Consider the following 22,469-nt stretch of genomic DNA (forward strand, 5'->3'; position numbering starts at 1 on the left):
CATGACTGTTACTAAAAACAACGGACCTAAAAAAAACACGCCGAAAAATAATACAACTAAACGTCGTAACAGTGGCCGTAGTTATAATCGCAGCGGCGTTACCACAAAAAAAATCAATAGCTCAGTAAAACGTGAAATAAAACCAGCAATTGCCGCTAGTGAACGTAAAGTGGTGTTATTCAATAAGCCCTTTGATGTGCTGTGCCAGTTTACTGACGAGCAAAACCGACAAACCTTGGCTGACTTTATTACCATCAAAGATGTCTACGCTGCTGGACGATTAGACCGAGACAGTGAAGGTCTCTTATTACTGACTAATTGTGGCAAGTTACAAAACACCTTAACCGCACCAAATAAAAAAACCAGCAAGACTTACTGGGTGCAAGTGGAAGGTGAGCCTTCTGATGAAGCTATTAAACGCCTATGCCAAGGTGTTGAACTTAAAGATGGTCTTACCCTACCCGCTGAAGTGAAGCGTATTACTGAGCCAACTATATGGCCGCGTATACCAGCTGTCAGAGAGCGAAAAAACATTCCAACTAGTTGGCTAAGTATTACCCTCACTGAAGGGAGAAATCGCCAAGTAAGGCGAATGACAGCACATGTTGGCCACCCCACCTTGCGGTTGATACGGTATCGTATTGGTGACTACACATTAGAAGGGATAAAAAATGGGCAATATAAAATCATAACTGATACACCATGAGCTGAAATAATATACACCAAAACTTGAGGGCTTCTAAGCTAAGTAACAGATACACTTTTTCTTAAGCAGCCCCCTTCAGAACATTAAAAGCGCAATACTCATAATAATGTCATAAGGGTAACGAAGTCATATTAAATTATTAAAGATTTGTGTAAACTGGCCGTTATATGGAATGGGAGTAGCGGGCTTTTTATATAAATTAATAGTCCATGCTTTACTGGATTATTTTCAATAAGGTCAAACAACAAGGGATAAGCCTTGCTTGTTTTATGTACAAAAACCACTTTAATGGATTAAGGTATATGGATATTTCGAAGGAAGAACTCAGTTATATAGTGGACTTATATCAAACAGACAGTCCTGCGCAATTAAATTGTGAACATACGCTCACTTTACACAGTGAGATCCCCTCCGGTATCGCCCATTTACTAAGCCAAGCTAAATTGACGCTACTCGCAGAGGTCGCTCATTATCAGCTATGGTTCCCACTTGAACTTAAAGTAAATGAATTAGGCACATTAACACCCTATTTAAATGCCCCTGAAGTGATTGATACCCAAGGGATCAAACGTTGCTGGCGCTGGGATAATTTGGAAATTCAAAACCACGATTTCAAAATAGAGTCCATCTCAAGCACTGGACTATTTTTAAAGCCACTGTCAAAAAAGCAGCTAAGAAAAACTTCCCAACAGTTAAAGTTTATTTTACCAAATAAGAAAAAAATCAGCATAGAGATTGAACCTGTTCGGGTCAGTGATCAGGGTATTGCAGCAAAAATTACGCAGATACATCAAGGGCGAGAGCAGCTCAGGGCTTACTTATTTGAGGCCCATAAGCGTAAACATGCAAGCTTATATGAGTACGTATGACCCTGTTTATCTCAATGATGGCAATTAAATTATATCCCTGCGGTTGCAGCTAAGTCAGCACAAAGCTAAGCTAAGCCTTTATTGAAAAATATGAAGGTTCTATGAGCGAAAGTAACTACCCAATTGGCACTCAAGGCACTCCATGGAATGCTGAAAACAAACAACAGTGGCTTAGTAAACAAACGATTAAACGGTGCTATCAGTCTCAAGTGCTCACCTTAGTCGACGAACTTAAACAGCAATTTGACATTGAGCAATATGGCGCGCTTGATGTTGATCCACAGCGTTACCCTCTTTATGTTATCAAATCTAAATGTTGGCAAGAAACTAAACCCACAGTGTTAGTAACGGGTGGAGTGCATGGCTATGAAACCAGCGGTGTGCATGGCGCATTACGGTTTGTAAAAACAAAAGCTGCACAGTATGCGGAGCATTTTAACCTGATTATTGCTCCTTGTATCAGTCCATGGGGTTATGAAACGATTAATCGCTGGGATCCGGCAGCTATAGACCCAAATCGCTCTTTTCATGCTGACAGCCCTGCCCCTGAATCTGCAGCGCTGATTCAGTATATGAACGACCATGATATAAAACCACATGTTCATATTGACTTACATGAGACAACCGATTCCGATAACAGTGAGTTTCGTCCAGCTTTAGCCGCCCGTGATGGTAAAACCAATACAAACTGGAATATTCCTGATGGTTTTTACCTTGTCGCTGATAGCACGAAACCAATGCCTGAGTTTCAAAAAGCGATCATTGATAGCGTTGCTCAAGTAACACACATCGCGCCAAGTGATGAGAATAACCAATTAATTGGTGTACCACTTGAACAGTTTGGAGTGATCAATTATTCAGCTAGAGAGCTTGGTTTATGCATGGGCTTTACTGACGCGCAGTATGTTACCACGACAGAAGTCTACCCAGACAGTCCAACAGCAACTGATGAAGAATGTATTTTAGCGCAAGTTGCAGCCATTACAGGGGGATTAGATCACTTACTTAGCATTGACATTGCTAATAATCTGTAATGGTCTAATGACCTAGAAACAAATTTTTGGCCTGTGTAATAACAGAGCAGGCCAGAAAATACACATAATCAAGTCAAATTTCACTCTAAAAGAAACTGTTCAATGCAAATTTATAAAATATAAATAAAAAACTAGACTTCATGTTTTAATTGTATAAAATTCGCGCTCTTAAATTTTCTCACAAGGAAGCACGTTGAAATTTATCAATAAACATGGCCAGGTTAGTTTACAATGTGAACAAAATATCATCATTGCTGATTTCTCTGGTAATGTTAATGCCAGTTTAGTCTCTGCATTTGCTAATAGCTTACTCACACAGGTAGCGCAGTTTGCAAATAAACCATGGGGATACATTAGCAATTCACAAACGCTTTTAGCTGCCACACCACAAGCAGAGCAACAACTTACCTTGCTTACGTCTGCCATGGTACATAAAGGCTGCATTGCCAGCGCCTATATTTTTGACTCATCAATCGTAATCAATCAAATGCAACGCATTCTCGATAATGCGGGGCTAAATATGGATATTCGTCCGTGCCTTTTTAACAGCTTAGCTCAAGCTAAAGCATTTGTTAATAAAACGATGACCGAGAAAGCGATGCAATTACTATGTATGCAAAAAAGCCAAGCCTAAAAGTGATGTGGCAAAGTATATGTAATTCTAAGGCCGGATAATTAATCGCCGCACCTACGTTTTAACAACTTAAACAAGCAGCGAGCCTTTGTCTCGCTGCCTATTTAGTGATTGTGCGTTTTGCTATTAATAAAATCAGTTAACGCAAACAGTACACCTGATATTACAAAAGTAACATGGATGACCACCTTCCACATTAACTCATCGCTGGTGTGACTAGGTGAGCTAATAAATACTTTTAACAGCTCTACCGCAGATATTGCAACTATCGCACTGATCAATTTCATTTTTAAACCAGAAAACCCCACTTTCCCCATCCATGCTGGGCGATCTTCATGATTACCGATATTCAGCTTTGAAACAAAATTCTCATAACCACTAAAAATTATGATCAACAATAAACCAGCGAGCAGAGCCGTATCAACCAAGGTTAAAATCCCTACTAATAACTGCTCATTAGTGGCACTGAATGTATTAAGCGCCATGTGATACAAATATTTAAAAAACTTTAACAACAACAGGATTATCGCAACTAACAACCCTATAAAAAAAGGTGCCAGTAACCAGCGGGCACGAAAAATAAAGCTTTCTACAAATTTTTCTAATTTAGATGCAACACGCGGTGCAATTTCTGGTGGTTGGCTTTGAGACATATAAGTTCCTAATATAGTTATCCTACTAAGATAACATTAATAAAATTGAGTTCATTATTTTTATTACACTTTATTTGTCTTTACGATAAAAATATTTCGTTATCTTTTATTATCAATTCGTTTAAAAATCCACTTACCAACAGCGTATTGCTGATTGGATCACTCTTGTTTTAATTATCAAAAACAATTGTTATTACTTTTTTAGGAATGAACGAATGAAAAAAGCATTGCTAACACTTATCGTCGCACCTCTATTTGCTGTTTATACAACATTTGCAGTTGCAGATGATGCTGTTGACGCTTCAGCTGAAACAATTAAAGAATACACAGAAATGTGTTTAAACTGGGCTAAAGACGACGACATCAGCAATGAAGAGCTTAAGCCATACGTTTTAAAGTGCGTTAATGATGAGCTTGAGTCTGAAGGCTACAAAAAAGTTACTGACGTAAAAATTTAAAATTAAATTTGCCACTGCGAAATTTATAAAAAACCGGAACGACACAATGATGTGCGTTCCGGTTTTTTTGACTAAGGCAAGCGACTAATACTTAAGCGCCTATCCATGTAAAATAGTTACGATTAATTTTACTCAGCGTCCTTTTTCGCCTTAGCTGCTTTTTTAGGTGCCGCTTTCTTTTTCGGTGCGGCTTTTTTCTTCTCCTCTTCAACCCATTTACCAGCATTGTAATGTGCAGTCCAACCCGTTGCTTTGCCGTCAACCTCGGTCATTACATACTGTTCTTTATTCTTACGGCTATAACGGACAACCGCTAAGTTGCCATCAGGGTCTTTTGCTGGCGCATCCGCAAGATAATAGAATTTAGGAGAAATACGATCTCGAAAACGCTGTAACTCTTCAACTTTGGGAGCGCGAGTTTCACGTGATTTAGGGAACGTATTGGCTGCTAAGAAAATACCCGCAGCACCATCACGGAGCACGAAGTATGCATCAGATTTCTCACATTCAAGCTCAGGTAACTGCACAGGATCTTCTTTTGGCGGCGCAGCTTCACCACTACGTAGTAATTTTCTAGTATTTTTACATTCCTCATTACTACAGCCAAAATATTTACCAAAACGTCCAGACTTTAATTGCATATCTGCTGAACATTTATCGCACTCAATGATAGGGCCATCATACCCTTTTATTTTAAATGTACCCTCATCGACGACATAGCCTTTACATGCGGGATTATTACCGCAAACATGAAGTTTTCTAGTTTCATCAATCAGGTATGAATCCATCGCTGTTTCACAGATTGGGCAACGCTTCATTTGCATTAATGTTTCTGTTTCAACATCTTCAACATCGGCAGCCACTGCTTCGTCGCCAGCCACTAGATTCATCGTAGTCGTGCAGCGCTCTTTAGGAGGTAAATTATAACCAGTACAACCTAGAAACACCCCTGTCGACGCAGTACGAATCCCCATTTTTCTACCGCATGTTGGGCAATCAATGTCTGTTTCAACCATTTCATTTTTACGCATTCCTCCTTCATCTTCTTCACCACTGGCTATTGTCAGTTGAGTAGAGAAATCAGCGTAAAACTTATCGAGCACTTGAGTCCAAACACGTTCGCCTTCTGCGATATCATCTAAACGACCTTCCATTTTTGCAGTGAAGTCAAAGTTCATCAGATCAGTGAAGTTCTCAACTAATCGATCGGTAACAATTTCACCCATTTTTTCTGCAAAGAAGCGACGGTTTTCAACGCGTACATAGCCGCGATCTTGGATCGTTGAGATAATAGAAGCATAAGTAGAGGGACGACCAATACCACGTTTTTCAAGCTCTTTTACTAAACTGGCTTCACTAAAACGCGCAGGCGGCTTAGTAAAGTGCTGTTTAGGTTCAAGCTCAATCAGGCTTAATACCTCACCTTCTTTTATTGCTGGTAATGATTGATCTTCTTCATTCTTTTTACGCACAGCAGGTTGTACTCTTGTCCAACCATCAAAGCGTAGCACACGCCCTTTTGCCTTTAATTGAAAATCATCAGCTGTTACAGTCAAAGTTGTTAAGTCATATTCTGCAGCAACCATTTGACATGCAACAAATTGACGCCAAATTAATTCATAAAGTTTCTTAGCATCCGGATCTACACCTTCTAAATGACCAGACAATACACTCACACTAGAAGGACGAATTGCTTCATGCGCCTCTTGTGCATTTCCTTTCGAGCTATAATTAACAGCCTCTTTTGGTAAATACTTATTGCCATATTGTTCACTTACGTAGTCACGGCACATTGCAACAGCATCTTTGGACAAATTTGTCGAATCTGTACGCATATAAGTTATGTAACCAGCTTCATACAATCGTTGTGCTAACATCATGGTCTTCTTAACACCATAACCTAAGCGTGTACTGGCAGCTTGTTGCATGGTTGAAGTAATAAAAGGCGCACTTGGACGGCTCTTACTCGGTTTTTCTTCAACACTAACAACTTTATATTCAGCATTCTCTAAGACTGCAGTTGCAGCCATAGCTTGTGTTTTATTAACTGGTTTAAACGCTTTATCGTTTTGCTTAACCACTTCTAGGCGTAAGGTAGACTCACTATTTTTAACGTCTGCATGAATATCCCAGAACTCTTCCGGAATGAATGCTTTGATCTCGCGCTCGCGTTCTACCAATAAACGCACAGCTACTGACTGTACGCGCCCTGCTGATAAACCACGGGCAACTTTAGCCCAAAGTAACGGTGAAACCATAAAGCCAACCACACGGTCTAAAAAGCGACGGGTCTGTTGGGCATAGACCATGTCGGTATTTAGCTCTCCTGGCGCTTCAAAAGCTGCCTGAATGGCATTTTTAGTGATCTCGTTGAATACTACGCGCTTGTACTTCTCAGGCTCTCCACCAATGATTTCTTGCAGATGCCACGCGATTGCTTCTCCCTCTCTATCCAAATCCGTTGCGAGGTAGATTTGGTCAGCATTTTCAGCAAGCTTTTGTAATTCTTGAACAACCTTTTCTTTACCTGGCAATATTTCATAATGAGGTTCCCAGCCTTTTTCTGGATCAATCCCCATTCGAGCAACTAAGTTCGTATAATCACGCTGTTTTTTGTATGCAGCCTTTTCTTCTGGTGCCATTTTACGCACTTCTGCAGGCGTTTTTACAGCAGCCGTTTTGGTTTTGCCTGAACCGGAGGTAGGAAGATCTCGTACATGCCCAATAGAGGACTTGACGATAAAATCGTTTCCTAAATATTTATTAATTGTTTTAGCCTTAGCAGGAGACTCTACAATTACTAGCGATTTGCCCATAGTTGCCTATTTCTAACCAAGTATTTTAAATGTGTTTTGCTCATTTACGAGCGCGAATATTTATAGGTATATCTACAAACACCAATTGTTACAAGCTTTTAATACAAACTTTTCTATTTTTAATGATTAATTAAACAATTATTGCCGTTAATTTAGACAAAACGATGTTTTTTGGTATTTGCAGTGGAATATATAGAATAGCAACAAAAATGCCAACCTTATGGTTGGCATTTTTAATACAAAATTAAATTAGGGTGCTGGATCATCCAGTACCGAAATGGATGTCGTGCTAATTAACCCATTAGGAGCTGCAACTTTAACTGTAATTGCACCTTGTGTTTTATCATTTCGAGAGTCATCTTGTTCATCTAAAATAACAAATGATAAAGAAATAGGCACAATCGAAGTCGTATTTGGAAAAATATAATCTTCATCAGCGCCTGATAGCACTCCATTATCTGTCGAAATAGATACTACAGTACCTACTGGCATTGGGTTATTATAAATATCTGCAATATAAACAGTTAAATCAACCGCTTCTGTTGTTCCGCCTCTAAAATCAACACTATCCACCTGACACATCAAATCACTGGTTGCATCGCTTTGATTCTTTCTAAGTAGAGGGCTCAATGAATTACTATTTAAACGCACTTCTGAAGCGTTAACACCTGGAATTAATGAGCAATCTGGAGCAAATGTTACTACCCGGAAAGCGGCATCATCATTAGACATCACGATTTCAGAGTTATTAAATATATGTATTAAACCTCGCTTACAGATACCTGCTGTATCATCAGCTTCAGTACAGAGTAAACCATCGTAAACACCATTTCCAGTAGTCCATGTTCCATCGCTATTGTAATCAATGAATTCTTCAAACTCATCGCCATCAGAGTTTTCAGCTGAACAAGGACCTGAACCAATGGCGCAATCTTCGCCACCGTATGTATTATCGCTGTTATTATCTATAAACGCTTCTGGCCTATCATTTATTTCAGCAAAAAAATCGGTCGAGTCAAATAAACCATTACCATTCTTATCATTATAAGACTCTTCACCAAGCGCATAAGATAAAATAGTTGCACGTCCACCTAACGGTAGATCAATACTATAATCGTCATTTAAAATTCCCATCGGACATGGAAGCCCTCTATCACACTTTTCCATAATGGTATTTTGGTAATAACTATTAGTGAAAGGTCGTGGGTTACTACTTTCCCAGGTCACTGAACAATTACCGTTACTTGTCTGACAGTTAGGCGCAATCATCCCTCCTTCAGCGATAAAACTTACCACCGTACCATCAGGCACAGGATTACCGAAATGATCTGCTAAACGAGCTGTCACTTCAACTTGAGTTCCATCCAAATCAAGTGCATGAACGTTATGAGCACTTAAAGCTGTACTAAAACTATTCTGATCAGCTACACCTGTACTAATAGCAAGTTCATCAGATTGTTTTATAACTTTTAAAGTTTGCCCTTCAAACACTTCTTCGCTTGATGCAATAACTTTAACAGGCTGTGGGTATACGCCAGATTGGACCACTGTTTGTACTATGCCTTCAGCATTGGTAAAACCGGAGCTTTGACTCAGTTTTACACCTCCAACAGTTGTTGATAGTTCAAAGTTGACGGTTTTCGATGGGATTGGATTACCATTATTATCAACAAGCTTAAACCGCAAAGTGGATGTCTCTTTACGATTTGCACCACCAGTTCCTTTTAAAGCAATAACTGATTCCGATGAATCCAAAAACTCAATAGAACCAATATTAGATTTAGATACATTTACAACAATATTATCAGAGACTGTAGTGCCACCGGTGATTACCGATGCGGTAATTTGGTCAGCGCCTACGCAGCCTGTAGCTCGGTATGTAGATTGTGCCACGCCACCAATACTGGTAACTCTTGCATCAATCACTGCTAGACCAGCATCAACACAACCCGAGCTAAACTCAACGAGTAATGGTGAAGTAAACAATGCCCCCTCTTTGTTGATTTCAACTGAGATCAGAGCCGTTGAACCAGCAGATAATAGATCTGAGTCAGCCAAATTAGAAGAAATCTCAATCTCTACATCAACGGCAGCGATTTGGAATGCCTTTGTTAAACTACTGGTTAAAACAGAAACAGTAACTTCACCGGCTCCAACATCTCGACCCGGTATAATGTCTAATAATGCAACACCATTAGCATCTGTTATGGCTGTTCCCGTAGTAGGCGATATCGAACCAATTGTTGTGGTCGCTGTTACTAATACTTGCTCTAGAGGTGTATTAGAACCGTTCTTGAGTGCTTGTACATATAACACACCGGATTCTTCACTTGAGAAGCTTGTTACTTCATCACATAAAGTAGCATCTCTACTATTTGTAAAACCATCTAAGCAATTTTTTAATAACTTAAATGATATATCAGCTGTATTTTGAGTCGAATCAGCTACATCACCACGGGTATAAAAACCAATAGTCGCTTGCTGATTATCAAACTGTGCCGTGACAATACCGGCCCCTTCAATAGAGCCTGCCGTCAAATTTAATGTTGCAATACCCGAGGTGTCAGTTAAAGCAGTTCCAAGACTTGGCAGTAAACGTCCTAACGTAGAAGAGAAGTTGACAACTTGATTTGTAACAGGGTTACCTTCACTATCTAATACTAAGGCTTTTACTTGCGCACTATTATCTGCACTCACAGAATTCGTTTCAGTCAATGTCTGTGTTGATATTAAGCTAATTGAAAGCGCATAATCAGTATCACCATTTTGCGCAGGTGAATCCCCTGCTGTTTCATATACAAACTCCGTAGAGGTAGTTGATATTTTTTTGTCATTAACATAAGTTGCGGTAATACTCCCAGCCCCCTGAGTTGTACCAGTTAATAAATCAATTTCAGCAATTCCTTGCTCATTCGTCATGGCTGTGCCATTTGAAGGGTTAAGTATCCCAAAACCTGTAAGGTTAAATGTAACAAACTTAAATGCAGCAGGTTGGCCGTTTACAGTAACCGTGGCTTGCGCGCGTGCTGGGTTCAAATAATCTATACTTCTAGTTACTAGATCATTACTAGCTAAAACATTTACATTCACTTCTGTGACTACTTCACTTTGCACTTGAGCTTCAAATGTGAAAGGTGCAGAGACATATGTATCATCGTCAACAGTATAGCTAAACACAACTTCACCTGCGCCTTCTACATCGCCAGCGAGTAATGAAATTGAAGCAATTCCTTGAGAATTCGTTAATGCAGTGCCAGAAGGGGGATCAAGTTCACCAATGCTATCAGATAAAGTAAACGTCACTTTTTCACCACTTAGGGGCTCACCATTATGCTGTAAATTGGCTTGAAGGGTTATAGGATCATTTGGGGTAACTAGATTAGATGGTGCCCCCGTATTTGTAGAAACTCCATTTAATATCAAGATGTATTCATTTGACACATTATCTTGACCTCCTGTTGACTGAAAGTCAAAAGTACCAGAATAAGAGACACCTTCAATGGTGTATACGGCACTAACTTGACCAGCCCCCGCATCTGAACCTGCAGATAATTCCACAGTAGCTATCCCATCATTCTGAGTAAGTGCAGAAGATGGCGACAACAGACCTATATTATCGGCTAATTGAAAAGTTATACGCTTACCAGCAACAATCTCTCCATTACGCTTTAACGTAGCCCTTAAATCAAGTGCTGCTGAATTTGTTACTGTATTCGATGCAACGCCTGTATCTTGTGCATAGCCTTGTAAAGTAATAGAGTAATCACCTTGTGATGTACTATCCAGCTCACCTGTCGATGTAAATGTAAAAGGTTCAGCACTTGCGACACTTGTGCCGTCGAGTGTGACTGAAGCACTTACTGTTCCAGCACCAGCCGTGCTACCAACACTAAGAAATACTCTTGCTATACCATCAGCATCCGTCTCAGCGGTGCCAGATACAGGATTAAATACACCATAATCTCCATCTGTAGTAAACGTTACTCTACTTCCAGGGACTGCTGCACCATCTTTTAATAGTTTAGCTGCTAACTCTAAACGCTGGTTTGCTGAAACGTTATTAGCTGCTTCACCTGTGACTTCAGAAATTGCGCTAATCGTTAAGGTATAAGTTGCAACATCAGTGTCGCCACCCAGTTCACCACCTTCCTTTTCAAGTGTTCCACCGCCACCACACGCCGTGATTAAAAAACTTAACATTATGACACTGAGCCATCGCATTAAAGGCATTGCCCTCTCCCTAGCGTTTGTTATTAATAATGTAAATCTAAAATTTACTCAATATTAACCTATAACAAGCTTTAAAATCACAACTTTTATTACTTTTTTATGGTTTTTTTATTTACGATTTTTTTTTCATATTTATCGTTTTTTTCTGTATAAAAATCTGCATGCTGGTAGGCTATGGCAAATTTATAAAAAATAGATTGTTACTATGTCGAAAATCCGTTCAATGAGTTTAACCACCCGTATCATGATTGGTATGTTTTTGGGTGTTGCAGTAGGCTTTATTTTCCAAGCAATATTAGCTGGCGAAGACGATTATCTAATCCCACTTGGATTATTCTCTTTGCCAATTAAAGGCTTTTTTGTTGATGGTTTATTTCATATTGGTGGACAAATATTTATCGCCAGTTTGAAAATGCTAGTTGTACCATTAGTCTTTGTTTCACTTGTTTGTGGTACTTGTAGTTTAAGTGACCCAAAAAAGTTAGGACGATTAGGTGGTAAATCAATCTGCCTTTACCTCATTACGACTGCTATTGCGATAACAGTTGCAATTACTTTAGCCTTACTAGTGAACCCAGGTGAAGGTATTAATTTACCAAGTGATGCCGCATATAACGCAAAAGAAGCGCCAACGCTTGCACAAGTCATTATTGATATGTTTCCAACCAATCCAATCGATGCAATGGCCAGTGGTAACATGTTGCAGGTGATAGTATTTTCCTTATTATTTGGTATCGCCATGGCACTGAGCGGTAGCGCAGGTAAACGTGTTGCTGTCGTTTTTGAAGATTTAAATACCGTGATCTTAAAATTAGTGACGCTATTAATGAACGTTGCCCCTTATGGCGTGTTCTTTTTAATGGCTAAACTATTTACCACTATAGAAGTCGATCTGATTGTTAGCCTTGCAAAGTACTTTGGCGTAGTAATGGCTGCGCTAGCTATTCATGCATTTGTGAACTACACCATTTTGTTAAAGTTACTAACAGGCTTAAACCCGATTATATTTTTAAAGAAAATGAAGCATGCATGCCTGTTTGGCTTTAGTACTTCCAGCTCAAGTGCAACTATGCCTATCACATTAGAAACTGCCACCAAAAAATTAGGTGCAAAAAACTCAGTTGCTTCATTTACAATACCGCTAGGTGCGACCATCAATATGGACGGCACTGCAATCATGCAAGGTGTTGCGACGGTGTTTATTGCCCAAGTGTTCAGTGTTGATTTAACAATTTCTGATTACTTGATGGTCATTTTAACTGCAACGCTTGCCTCTGTTGGCACTGCCGGAGTTCCAGGCGTAGGCTTGATCATGCTTGCTATGGTACTTAATCAAGTTGGTTTACCTGTTGAAGGGATTGCAATTATTATCGGGGTTGACAGATTACTTGATATGACGCGTACTGCAGTTAATGTAACAGGTGACTGTATGGTTACATGTGTCGTTGCTAAATCTGAAGGTCAATTGGATGAGGATGTATTTAACGACCCTGATGCAGCGAAAGATTTAGAGGACTACCATAAATCAACTGACTAGTATTGCTTGTGTATCTTTGTAATAAAAAACCCGCACATTTGCGGGTTTTTTATTACTTAAAAGTGCGAGCTAACCTTTATGGGTTTAATCCTTTAAAACGAGAAAGTAATGAGATGCCTGTTTGGTTCATCGTATTACTCAAGCCCAAAGCAAATTTATCACTTAGGCTCTTCTTAACTTTATATTTTACTTTATAGATTTGCCGCTCGTCTTGATGGCTTAATAATGTGTCATCGCTGGTTTGAATTTTATCAACGAGCCCTTTCCCAATTGCTTGAGTTGCAAACCAATGCTCACCTGTTGCAACTAGATCGATGTCCAAACTAGGTCGTTGACTACTAACAAACTGTTTAAATAAATCATGAGTTTGTTCTATTTCATCCCTAAATTTCTCACGCGCTTTATCAGTGTTTTCACCAAATAGTGTTAATGTGCGTTTAAACTCACCTGCGGTGATCTGTTCAAAATCAACATCATTTTTCTTAAGAATTTTATTAAAGTTTGGAATTTGCGCTATCACACCAATTGAGCCCACAATTGCAAACGGGGCAGCAACGATTTCGTCCGCTACACATGCCATCATGTAACCCCCACTGGCTGCCACTTTATCTATTGAAACGCTAAGGTAAATCCCCTTATCTTTCAAACGTTGCAGTTGTGATGCAGCCAGACCGTAACCATGAACCACACCGCCACCGCTTTCTAATCTAACCAGCACTTTATCTTGCTTAGGATCAGCAATTGAGATGATTGCAGTGATCTCTTCGCGCAAGCTGTCAACTTCATGCGCATCCACACTGCCATTAAAGTCGATAACATATAACCGCGGTTTGCTATCAGTTTCAGCTGTTTTTTTAGCCAAGTTTTTTTGTGATTTATGATGCTCTTTTAATGCTTTTTTAGATAACGTACTTTCGATAAAATTATTTTTTAAATCATCAAGTTGCTCTGATATATCATCAATCTGAATTTCCCCTTTTTTACTTTTAGGCTTTGCCGCTGCAGCTACACTGATTAAAATAATAGCAGCAACAGCAATCACAAAAGTCACCGCTTTGGCAAAAAACAGGCCGTACTCATATAAAAATTCCAATTGTATTCTCCAAATAAAAATTTAACCTAATTTACCATTCAAACAAAAAAAAGCCACTTTTCAGTGGCTTTGTATTTTTTAACAGGTTGGAAAATTAGTCCGTCACAATATCTGTGTTATTAATTGATAATGCTAGACCCCGGGTTGCTAAGTAACTGGCAATTTGTAATTGCATTTCACTCGTCGCAGCGGCGCTACCTTGCACAGTCGATCCTGCATCAGCATTGGGTGCTGGTGTTAGCACCGAACTATGATGCCCTTTAGTAAACTTCACTAAATAGCTCATAGCCTCTCCAGTTGGTGCTTGTGATTGTGTTACCGTTGTTAAGCCCATTAAGTTAGCTAATGGTAATGAACCTGCAATAGGATTATTAACAGTCATCGGCGGAATTACTTGATCAGGTTTATTACCTTCACCATCACCAACTACAACATTCATATATACAGGCGTAGCAAGTGCTTTAACAGCAGCCGCGTAATTAGTTGGGTCACCACTATCAAGTACCGTTTGTGCCGCAAATGAGAACTGAGTCATCACCCCTTGGATATTTGCTATTTTTGCTGTTTCTCCTGCCATCGTAAGCGAGGCAATGTATTCTGGGTATGCACAGCTTACATACGCTTGTTGGTTTGCTGCGAACACTCCACAGTTAGAAACTGCATCAGTTTGTAAATAAGTCGCGAATTCAGCAGACTCAGTTGTTCCAGCAGCCAATAGTACTGAACCTTGTACGAATGGACCAAAAGACGCAGACTCTAATAAGAAACTAGCAATACCTCCGCCACCACTTGCAAGGGCCACTGTATTAACTTTAAATAGGCCATCCACTTGCTCATCAAGCGGATTATTAGCTTGCGCAATAAAAGCTGGGGCAACAATTGAACCTAAAGAATGACCGATAAACGACACATCTTGTGTATTTAAAGACGTATCATTAGTCAGGTTTAAACCTAAACGAAGACCGAGTAAATCAGCAGAAGATTGTCTTAAATTATCCCGTGCTACAAGCAGTGATTGCAAATTCATATACGCTAAAACAGACCCAGTTGACGCATTGAAATCATCAACCCCATCATCATCAACATCAATACCACGCTCACCGTGTACAGGGTGGTCAATTGCTACTGTTGCAAACCCTTGTATAGCTAAACTTGCCGTTAATGCTAACATGTCTTCTTTTTTAGACGTAATACCGTGTTGCATAATCACAACTGGCCAGCCACCCGCTGGCATTTCTATTGCCGGCATTTCTAATTGCGCTCTTACGTTATTGATCACAGCTAGAATCGGTTTAGTAACTTGTACAGGCACAGGCTCTAAGCTTTGTACTTTAGGAATTGAGTTATATTTAGTTAAATGCTTGGTTGTATCTAACCCTAAGTCACGCAGACGCCCATCACTGAGTGCGGCACAAGTTGCATCGTTAATGCTAACGGGTTCAGATGGAAAATTCTCACCCTCTGATGCCTTATAAGCTAACACCGCCGCAGCGTTATCGCACATACCTTGCCAATAAGTATCCGCCAAATCTGAAACTTCTTTCCCTTTTGGTTGAGATAAGTACATAGGTAACGTGACACTGCCTTTTTGATACTGCACGCCTGAAAATGCAGGAGATAAACCCGTCATTCCTTGCGATTCGAAAACTTGCGCTACCGTTAACATCGGTTGTTCCGGAATTTGAACCATAGGTGTTGGTAGAGCTGGATTTTGTAGGCTCGCCGCTAGCAGTGATTTTATGGTGCCTAGCACTGGGCCAACAGATTGAATCGTCATTGCTGCTGAGAATATAATTTCATCTTTAGCGATTGCTCCACTTGAAGTAATTACATTTTCGTAGCTATTTATCACCCCTTGCAAAGCAAGTTGAGATTCCGTAATTAATGGCGCTTCTTGTTTCACCAATGCATAAGTTGATGACGGCTCGATAGAGCGCCCGACTGAATCTTTTAAACTAGTCGTTAATACATTTATATAAGAGCTACCAGCTTTAAACGGTTTTAACGGAATAATTGCAATAGCATCACCACTACCTTTGGTTATAAAGTCAACACCAAAGGTAAGTTCGCCGAGTAACTTACAAGCCACGCCTGCAGGAACTTGCGAGCAATCTGCATCGGTTAAACTTGCGCCCATTACTACTTCAAAAATACGTACAGCACCCGGTGCTGAAGCAGACGCTTCATCTAAACTCAATTTAGGTTGCGGCGTTGCAGTTGAACTGACATCGGTAGGAAATGTTAAATCGATTTTGTAGGGTACTTGGCTTGACCAGCCATCAAGTGCTCCTAACGCCATTGATGGATCAGCATAGGCAGCTCGTGGCACTGAGGTACCATTGGCATCTAATTCACCAGGTATATTAATAGTGCCATCTTTTGTGCCGCTCATTAATAAATCATTTGGCACCGAAATAACCCCATTTGCAGGGTCAAATTTCACTGTCGCAGCGGGTATAACCGGTGGTGTGTCATTTTTAACATCTTCTAACGTTTCACCGCCGCCGCAACCAGCAAGAGCCGCTGTAATTGCGAGTGAGAGTAGCATTTTTTTCATGTTGTTTGCTCCGCACGTAATCTTTTTTTATGTGTGTGTTTAATTAAGTTCTTTTAAGTTATAGCGTAATTTTTGGTTAAAATATTGTAATTAGATTATTAATAAGACATTAGACCAGTTAAAGTTAACGTAAACTTTCAAATTTCGCCACCTTATTTTGCAATAAATTCGATAACTTGGTGTTTTGCTATGTTAAAATCATTGAAATTGATTATTTTGGACCTTTATTATGCAAACTTATAAAGCGGCTGAAAATGCCCTACAAGACAAAGTTATCCTGATCACAGGGGCTGGCGATGGCATTGGCCGTGTTGCGGCAATAACGTATGCAAAACATGGCGCAACCGTTATCTTACTTGGTAAAACCACCAGCAAACTCGAAGCCGTTTATGATGAAATAGTGGCATTAGGCGGTCCAAAACCGGCCATAGTACCGATGGATTTAAAAGGTGCTAGCAAGCAGAATTATCGTGATCTTGGGGCTACTATTGAACAACAGTTCGGTAAACTTGATGGATTACTTAACAATGCCGGAATTATTGGTGCATTAGGGCCACTAGAGCATTTTTGTTCATCAACGTTTGATAACATCATGAAAGTAAATGTGACAGCTCAAGCAATGCTTACAAAGTACATGTTTCCTGTGTTACGAAAATCACCTTCTGCATCAATTATCTTTACGTCTTCTGGTGTCGGTCGACAAGGCCGTGAATTCTGGGGAGCATATGCTATTTCCAAATTTGCCGTTGAAGGTATGATGCAAACATGGGCGTGTGAAGTAGGTAAAACGAATATTCGCATAAATTGTATCAACCCAGGAGCTACCCACACGGCAATGCGTGCAAGTGTATACCCTGGCGAAGACCGTGACAAATTAGCCTGTCCTGAAGATTTAATGCCAACTTATTTATATTTAATGAGTGACGATTCTAAAGATGTGAATGGTCAGTCATTAGATGCACAAACAAAATAAACAAATTTTTTAGTTTAATCACTCATTCAACAATGCCAGTTTTTAGACACTCACTGGCATTGCCGTTCACTCGAACAGTCATCGCTCGTAAACGTTTCATGCAAGCAGACTTCATACTGAGCGGCGCTTTGTTGCACACATCCAATACAAAATAGCAGTGTAAGGATCAGCCTCTTTATTTTATTATTGATTAAATCAATATCAGTTATTGAAAACAACAATTTCATAAATAGTGAGCTTAGTACTAAAGTGAATTCATACTAAATGAATCAATCACAACAATTAAGAGGCAACACTATGATGCAAACTACAGCTCGCTTTACCCAACAAGACGGACTATTCATCGATGGTCATTTACACATTTTTATTGAACAGCAACTTTGTCAAAAAACAACGCTTGATTGCGATGATGTTTATCAAGCATTAGCAACATTAGTTGACGAGTTTGGCTGTCAATGTCGTAAAAACAAACACCTTGAGGATGATAGCTTGGATGTTCAAACACTACTGTATGCCTACCAAGTTGAGCACAATCATCCGCATTGCCATGTTGATGCGCAAACAACAACCGCAGTACTAGATGAATATTGCTGTCAAGTTCCTGCAATTATTGTTGTGGCTTTGATGGATACTTTAAGCGGAACACCCAGTGATGAAGAAGGTGCAAAAGCGATTTATCAACGTGCTGCTGAACTAACTAATCGCCCTTGTACGTACCGCAGTGCGCTTAAAAACGCTAATGCAGCATAAATTATGAATAACTTAAACACTCGATTATCCTTTGTGTAAAATCACTACAACTGAGGATAGTCGAGTTTTGCAGCTCCTGCTGTAAATCAAACGTCACTTCACCCGCACCTAATGTCTGTGCTAACGCATTGTCAATTGCTTGTGCAGCTTCGTGCCAATCCATAAAACGCAGCATCATCACAGCGCTTAAGATACTACTGGTGGGGTTTGCACTATTTTGTCCTGCGATCCGTGCAAACGTACCATGCGTGGGTTCAAAAAAAGCCACTTCATTATTCAAGTTTGCTGCTGGCATAATACCAATACCGCCCACTTGTGCAGTCAGCATATCCGCTAAATAATCACCATTTTGATTTGTCGTAACAACAACATCAAATTGTTCTGGCGTCATGAGTGCTTGCTGTAACATGTTATCAGCAATCACTTCTTTTATAATAAGTGGTGATTGGCCTGTGCGAGGTATTTCTAACCAACGTCCATTACTATGTGCTTGCGCCGCGAATTCTCGTTCAGCCAAGGCAAACCCCCACCGTTTAAATGCACCGTCAGTAAATTTCAAGACATTACCTTTATGAACTAAAGTAACTGAACGACTATTTTGCTCAATTGCATAGTTTAACGCATACCGAACTAGTCGCTCTGAACCTTCTTTGGAAATATTTTTTATCCCTATTCCACAATGCTGATCAAATCGTAATCGCGTCACTCCCATCTCATGACATAAAAAGTCCAACATTTTTTCAGCTTCCACACTGCCCGCTTGCCATTCTATCCCTGAATAGACATCCTCAGAGCTATCACGAATGACAACAATATCAGTGTTTTCTGGATGTTTTAACGGCGAAGGCAGTGCTTTGTAACCCTTGATTGGGCGCATATTAACAAACAAATCCATTTCATGACGTAAAGCAACATTCAGTGAGCGAAAACCACCTCCTATAGGCGTTGTTAGCGGCCCTTTGATTGCGATTTTAAATTGACGAACGGCATGAATTGTCTCCTGAGGAAACCAATCACCATCATATAACTGCGCGGCTTTTTCCCCATTAAACACTTCCATCCAATGAATTTTACGCTGGCCTTGATAACATATGTGCACTGCTTGATTAACAACGTTACGCATGCATGGTGAAATATCCTGGCCTACTCCATCACCATCAATATAAGCGATGATGGGTTGCTTTGGTATCTGCCAAACACCTTTGTTATCAATCGTTATTTGCTCACCCTGTGGTGGAATTTCAATATGTTGATAACTCATACTTGTGCCATATTCTGTTATTGAGTATTTAGCACGATTAAAGCATGGTTACACTGTGATGTCGTGCTTGTAGCAGTTATAGTTATTATTCAACAATAAAATAATGGATGCATTACTCCTTTTGTGCATAACCTTACTCGGTGTATTGGCAAGTGATTTACGCTGAACAATGCTGCTTATGAAGGGGTATGACATAATATATCATCGATTTCAGTTAGCACATTAGAGACCAATTGACTGTCAAGCGTAATACTGTCTGCTTTCAAGGCTTTATCTAACTTCAAAGCGTGTTGATATAAAGCATCGCAATCAAACATACCTGCGGTCCCTTTTAACATGTGTACGCTTTGTGTAAAACCATCAATATTACCTTGTGCGTACTGCTCACTCAGTGTATCTCGCTGTGCTTTTAAACCACCAATATAGACTCGTTTGAGTGCTTCAAATTCATGTTCCGGAAGCTTTACTTCTTCATGCATCTCAATATCTAAATAACTCGCAATTTTTTGACTAAACTCACTGCGGTCAATGGGTTTGCCTATGTGATCAATAAAACCCTGTTTTAAATAGCGCTCAATTTCATGTTGCATGGTATTAGCTGTTAACGCCACAATCGGGGTTGTTATACCCGTTGCCTGCATAATATGTATAGCTTGTTCGCCATCCATTATTGGCATTTGAATATCGAGTAATATTAAATCAAATTGATGATCTAAAGTCGCTTGCACTGCATCTTGGCCGTTTTCGACTGCAGTAACCGTTAACCCCATTCGTTCCAAAATACGCTTAATAAGTTCACGATTTTCTGGGTGATCCTCGGCAACCAGAACTTCACCCACTAAGTTTCGTTGGCACTGGCTCGGTAACTCTTTTACTGTACTAACACATATTTCTTCAAAACTCGTGATCCAACGTACACGCTCCGGTGTGTACAATGCCATATTAAGACTAAATTCACTGCCACTACCAACATGAGAATGAACGGTAATATTGCCATCTAACTTTTCAGCTAAACTTTTTGAAATATTTAAGCCAAGCCCGGTTCCGCCATATTTTCGAGAAATCGATGAATCTGCCTGATAAAATGGCGTAAACAGATCTGCCTGCTCAGCATCTGTCATACCAATGCCGGTATCTTTGACTTTAATCACTAGCTGCTCTTCGGTACAGCTGACCAACAATTGAATATGTCCTACAGTCGTAAACTTTAACGCGTTGGCTGTTAAGTTAAGGAGTATTTGCCGTAATCGTGTTGGATCAGACACTATCCAGTCAGGAAGTGGGAATTGATAATCGACTTTAAATTTAAGGCCTTTATCACGTATTTGCTTGCCTAATAATGATTCAATATGGGCAATTGTTGCAAATAGATCAGTCTCAACTAAGTCTATTTCAAGACGATTTGCTTCAATTTTTGACATATCTAATATGTCATTAATTAAACCCAATACATGACGACTATTTTGTAAAATAACCCGTATACCATGATTGCGCTCATGCGGTTTAATATCGCCAAGTATAATACCATCTGCATAACCAATAATTGAGGTCATTGGGGTGCGAATTTCATGGCTCATGTTCGCTAAAAACCGGCTTTTAGCTTCACTTGCATCGCGCAATTCTTCAGCTAGTTGTTGTAACTCTTGAGTACGTAATTGAACTTTATGCTCTAGATTTTTTGTCAGCTCAACATTTTCGTCGTGCAATATACTAAATTTATTCGCGACGGCAAAAGCCAATAACATGGCGTCCAGGGCTGTACCGATCAAACCAAGCAAGTATAAATCAATCGTAATTTGTGGAAATACACCTAAATTAGTGAGGTTACCAACCATATTAGGAATAGCCATTGCAAGGTAGGCAAACACAAAAAAGCGTGCCGGCTTAAAACCACTCATCCAACTGCGTATGCCTATGTATAAACCAAAGCATAAAGTCGCTCCGGTGACTATGGTGGCCCAAACAAAGCCAAAGCCAGGCCATATGATCGCAACAGGCACACCAGCGGTTGATATCGCAGCTAATATAAAAGAAGCGTATGATAAGTGCGGAAAACTTTCTTTGAGTTTAAGCAGGCTATTAAAAAATAGAATGTTCGTAAGTGGAATTAAAACAAAGCCAACCCAATGTAAATGGGCGCTGTAATAACCAAAAATTTGATCTGGTATATGAAAAAACTGACTCCAGCCAAACACCCAACAGGCTGTAAACAACGCATAATAAAGATGGGTAACATCACGAGCACCGAAGTAAATTAAAAGGTTATACAAGCCCAGTGCGATGCCAACACCAAAGCACAGCATCATCACCATGTTTTCTACGGTGATCTGTGAAAAAAAGTCTGTATAGGGTTTTAGCACTAGTTTTGGTGGCGTATAAAAATAGTCGCTTTCATATTTAGTGATCATAAAATAACGCTTGTTGGGGCTGAGTGTTATTTTATTTCCGTAATGAAAGGCGAATTCGTTTTTTTCAACACCGCCACTCAAATAGCGAGCAAAAGCCGTTGTGGGCTCAGTCATATCATAGACGCGGGTTTCAATCCGAGACACTAGCGTGTTGTATGGAAACAGCACTAGTTCATCTAACTGAGTTTGGTTCTCAAGCTCTATCACTAACCAATAGCTGCCACCAAAGTAAGTGGTATCAGATTGTGGCTGCTGATTAGCAAGCCAACTGGTTATCTGCGCACTTGAGCGAGGAAACCCATCATTACTTGCAGCGAGTAATGTGCCCACTTGAAACAGATTAACATCTTGCTGTTGTTCAGTATAAATAAATACGTCAGGTACTGTTGCTGCTCGCGCTTCAAAACCAAAAGTTGTTAATAGGCTAAGAAAAATGACACTCCATAAACTATATACCACCTTTAACAACATAAAGTAGACCTTTGCTTTG

Annotated in this window: 15 protein-coding genes; 8 read left to right on the forward strand and 7 right to left on the reverse strand. The window is 39.8% G+C overall.

The features are described 5' to 3' along the window. The first annotated feature begins 1 nt into the window (after nucleotide 1). The 4 genes from KAN5_RS06565 (at nucleotide 2) to KAN5_RS06580 (ending at nucleotide 3,243) form a co-directional block, all read left to right on the forward strand. Nucleotides 2-706, forward strand: a complete 705-nt coding sequence (locus KAN5_RS06565) for a pseudouridine synthase (protein ID WP_036981173.1) — start codon at nucleotides 2-4, stop codon at nucleotides 704-706. Nucleotides 707-1,008: 302 nt separating this feature from the next. Then, nucleotides 1,009-1,575, forward strand: coding sequence for a hypothetical protein (locus KAN5_RS06570; protein ID WP_244390776.1), 567 nt, complete (start codon nucleotides 1,009-1,011; stop codon nucleotides 1,573-1,575). 101 nt (nucleotides 1,576-1,676) lie between these two features. After that, nucleotides 1,677-2,609 (forward strand): M14 family metallocarboxypeptidase, encoded by a 933-nt coding sequence (locus tag KAN5_RS06575; protein WP_016709384.1) that lies wholly within the window; start codon nucleotides 1,677-1,679, stop codon nucleotides 2,607-2,609. Between the two features lie 193 nt (nucleotides 2,610-2,802). After that, nucleotides 2,803-3,243 (forward strand): hypothetical protein, encoded by a 441-nt coding sequence (locus KAN5_RS06580; protein ID WP_244390777.1) that lies wholly within the window; start codon nucleotides 2,803-2,805, stop codon nucleotides 3,241-3,243. Between the two features lie 104 nt (nucleotides 3,244-3,347). Here the strand turns inward: KAN5_RS06580 and KAN5_RS06585 are convergent, their stop codons facing one another. Then, nucleotides 3,348-3,896, reverse strand: a complete 549-nt coding sequence (locus KAN5_RS06585) for a TIGR00645 family protein (protein ID WP_016709382.1) — start codon at nucleotides 3,894-3,896, stop codon at nucleotides 3,348-3,350. A 215-nt stretch (nucleotides 3,897-4,111) separates the two neighbouring features. Here KAN5_RS06585 and KAN5_RS06590 point away from each other — a divergent pair, with 215 nt between their 5' ends. Beyond that, nucleotides 4,112-4,354 (forward strand): hypothetical protein, encoded by a 243-nt coding sequence (locus KAN5_RS06590; RefSeq protein ID WP_016709381.1) that lies wholly within the window; start codon nucleotides 4,112-4,114, stop codon nucleotides 4,352-4,354. Nucleotides 4,355-4,482: 128 nt separating this feature from the next. Here KAN5_RS06590 and topA read toward each other — a convergent pair whose 3' ends face one another. Continuing rightward, nucleotides 4,483-7,170, reverse strand: a complete 2,688-nt coding sequence (gene topA / locus KAN5_RS06595; protein ID WP_244390778.1) for a type I DNA topoisomerase — start codon at nucleotides 7,168-7,170, stop codon at nucleotides 4,483-4,485. Nucleotides 7,171-7,419: 249 nt separating this feature from the next. Then, nucleotides 7,420-11,400 (reverse strand): Ig-like domain-containing protein, encoded by a 3,981-nt coding sequence (locus tag KAN5_RS06600; RefSeq protein ID WP_244390779.1) that lies wholly within the window; start codon nucleotides 11,398-11,400, stop codon nucleotides 7,420-7,422. Nucleotides 11,401-11,605: 205 nt separating this feature from the next. Between KAN5_RS06600 and KAN5_RS06605 the strand changes: the two genes are divergently transcribed. Beyond that, the gene (locus tag KAN5_RS06605; protein WP_016709378.1) at nucleotides 11,606-12,937 is read left to right on the forward strand and encodes a dicarboxylate/amino acid:cation symporter; all 1,332 of its coding nucleotides are present in this window, start codon (nucleotides 11,606-11,608) and stop codon (nucleotides 12,935-12,937) included. 76 nt (nucleotides 12,938-13,013) lie between these two features. Here KAN5_RS06605 and sohB read toward each other — a convergent pair whose 3' ends face one another. Both sohB and KAN5_RS06615 read right to left on the reverse strand, forming a co-directional pair. Further along, on the reverse strand, nucleotides 13,014-14,030 hold the full coding sequence (sohB, locus tag KAN5_RS06610; protein WP_244390780.1) for a protease SohB: 1,017 nt from the start codon (nucleotides 14,028-14,030) through the stop codon (nucleotides 13,014-13,016). Nucleotides 14,031-14,124: 94 nt separating this feature from the next. Further along, nucleotides 14,125-16,587: a VolA/Pla-1 family phospholipase gene (locus tag KAN5_RS06615; protein ID WP_244390781.1), complete on the reverse strand. Its 2,463-nt coding sequence runs from the start codon at nucleotides 16,585-16,587 to the stop codon at nucleotides 14,125-14,127. Between the two features lie 229 nt (nucleotides 16,588-16,816). Here KAN5_RS06615 and KAN5_RS06620 point away from each other — a divergent pair, with 229 nt between their 5' ends. Further along, entirely contained in the window at nucleotides 16,817-17,560 is a 744-nt protein-coding gene (locus KAN5_RS06620) for a YciK family oxidoreductase (protein ID WP_138554531.1), read from the forward strand. 300 nt (nucleotides 17,561-17,860) lie between these two features. Beyond that, the gene (locus tag KAN5_RS06625; RefSeq protein ID WP_244390933.1) at nucleotides 17,861-18,310 is read left to right on the forward strand and encodes a hypothetical protein; all 450 of its coding nucleotides are present in this window, start codon (nucleotides 17,861-17,863) and stop codon (nucleotides 18,308-18,310) included. Between the two features lies 1 nt (nucleotide 18,311). Here the strand turns inward: KAN5_RS06625 and icd are convergent, their stop codons facing one another. Together icd and KAN5_RS06635 are read right to left on the reverse strand one after the other, a co-directional pair. Beyond that, nucleotides 18,312-19,571 (reverse strand): NADP-dependent isocitrate dehydrogenase, encoded by a 1,260-nt coding sequence (icd, locus tag KAN5_RS06630; RefSeq protein WP_244390782.1) that lies wholly within the window; start codon nucleotides 19,569-19,571, stop codon nucleotides 18,312-18,314. Nucleotides 19,572-19,747: 176 nt separating this feature from the next. Next, entirely contained in the window at nucleotides 19,748-22,450 is a 2,703-nt protein-coding gene (locus KAN5_RS06635; protein ID WP_244390783.1) for a 7TM diverse intracellular signaling domain-containing protein, read from the reverse strand. Between the last annotated feature and the right edge of the window lie 19 nt (nucleotides 22,451-22,469).

This window comes from Pseudoalteromonas sp. KAN5 (assembly GCF_022846535.1).
GTDB lineage: Bacteria > Pseudomonadota > Gammaproteobacteria > Enterobacterales > Alteromonadaceae > Pseudoalteromonas > Pseudoalteromonas haloplanktis.

Excerpts from the sequence above, each read along its gene's own strand:
- KAN5_RS06565 (WP_036981173.1), top strand. The coding sequence starts at position 2 with ATGACTGTTACTAAAAACAACGGACCTAAAAAAAACACGCCGAAAAAT.
- KAN5_RS06585 (WP_016709382.1), bottom strand. The coding sequence starts at position 3,896 with ATGTCTCAAAGCCAACCACCAGAAATTGCACCGCGTGTTGCATCTAAA.
- KAN5_RS06625 (WP_244390933.1), top strand. The coding sequence starts at position 17,861 with ATGCAAACTACAGCTCGCTTTACCCAACAAGACGGACTATTCATCGAT.
- KAN5_RS06615 (WP_244390781.1), bottom strand. The coding sequence starts at position 16,587 with ATGAAAAAAATGCTACTCTCACTCGCAATTACAGCGGCTCTTGCTGGT.
- KAN5_RS06590 (WP_016709381.1), top strand. The coding sequence starts at position 4,112 with ATGAAAAAAGCATTGCTAACACTTATCGTCGCACCTCTATTTGCTGTT.
- KAN5_RS06575 (WP_016709384.1), top strand. The coding sequence starts at position 1,677 with ATGAGCGAAAGTAACTACCCAATTGGCACTCAAGGCACTCCATGGAAT.
- KAN5_RS06570 (WP_244390776.1), top strand. The coding sequence starts at position 1,009 with ATGGATATTTCGAAGGAAGAACTCAGTTATATAGTGGACTTATATCAA.
- KAN5_RS06600 (WP_244390779.1), bottom strand. The coding sequence starts at position 11,400 with ATGCCTTTAATGCGATGGCTCAGTGTCATAATGTTAAGTTTTTTAATC.
- KAN5_RS06605 (WP_016709378.1), top strand. The coding sequence starts at position 11,606 with ATGTCGAAAATCCGTTCAATGAGTTTAACCACCCGTATCATGATTGGT.
- topA (WP_244390778.1), bottom strand. The coding sequence starts at position 7,170 with ATGGGCAAATCGCTAGTAATTGTAGAGTCTCCTGCTAAGGCTAAAACA.
- KAN5_RS06620 (WP_138554531.1), top strand. The coding sequence starts at position 16,817 with ATGCAAACTTATAAAGCGGCTGAAAATGCCCTACAAGACAAAGTTATC.
- icd (WP_244390782.1), bottom strand. The coding sequence starts at position 19,571 with ATGAGTTATCAACATATTGAAATTCCACCACAGGGTGAGCAAATAACG.
- KAN5_RS06635 (WP_244390783.1), bottom strand. The coding sequence starts at position 22,450 with ATGTTGTTAAAGGTGGTATATAGTTTATGGAGTGTCATTTTTCTTAGC.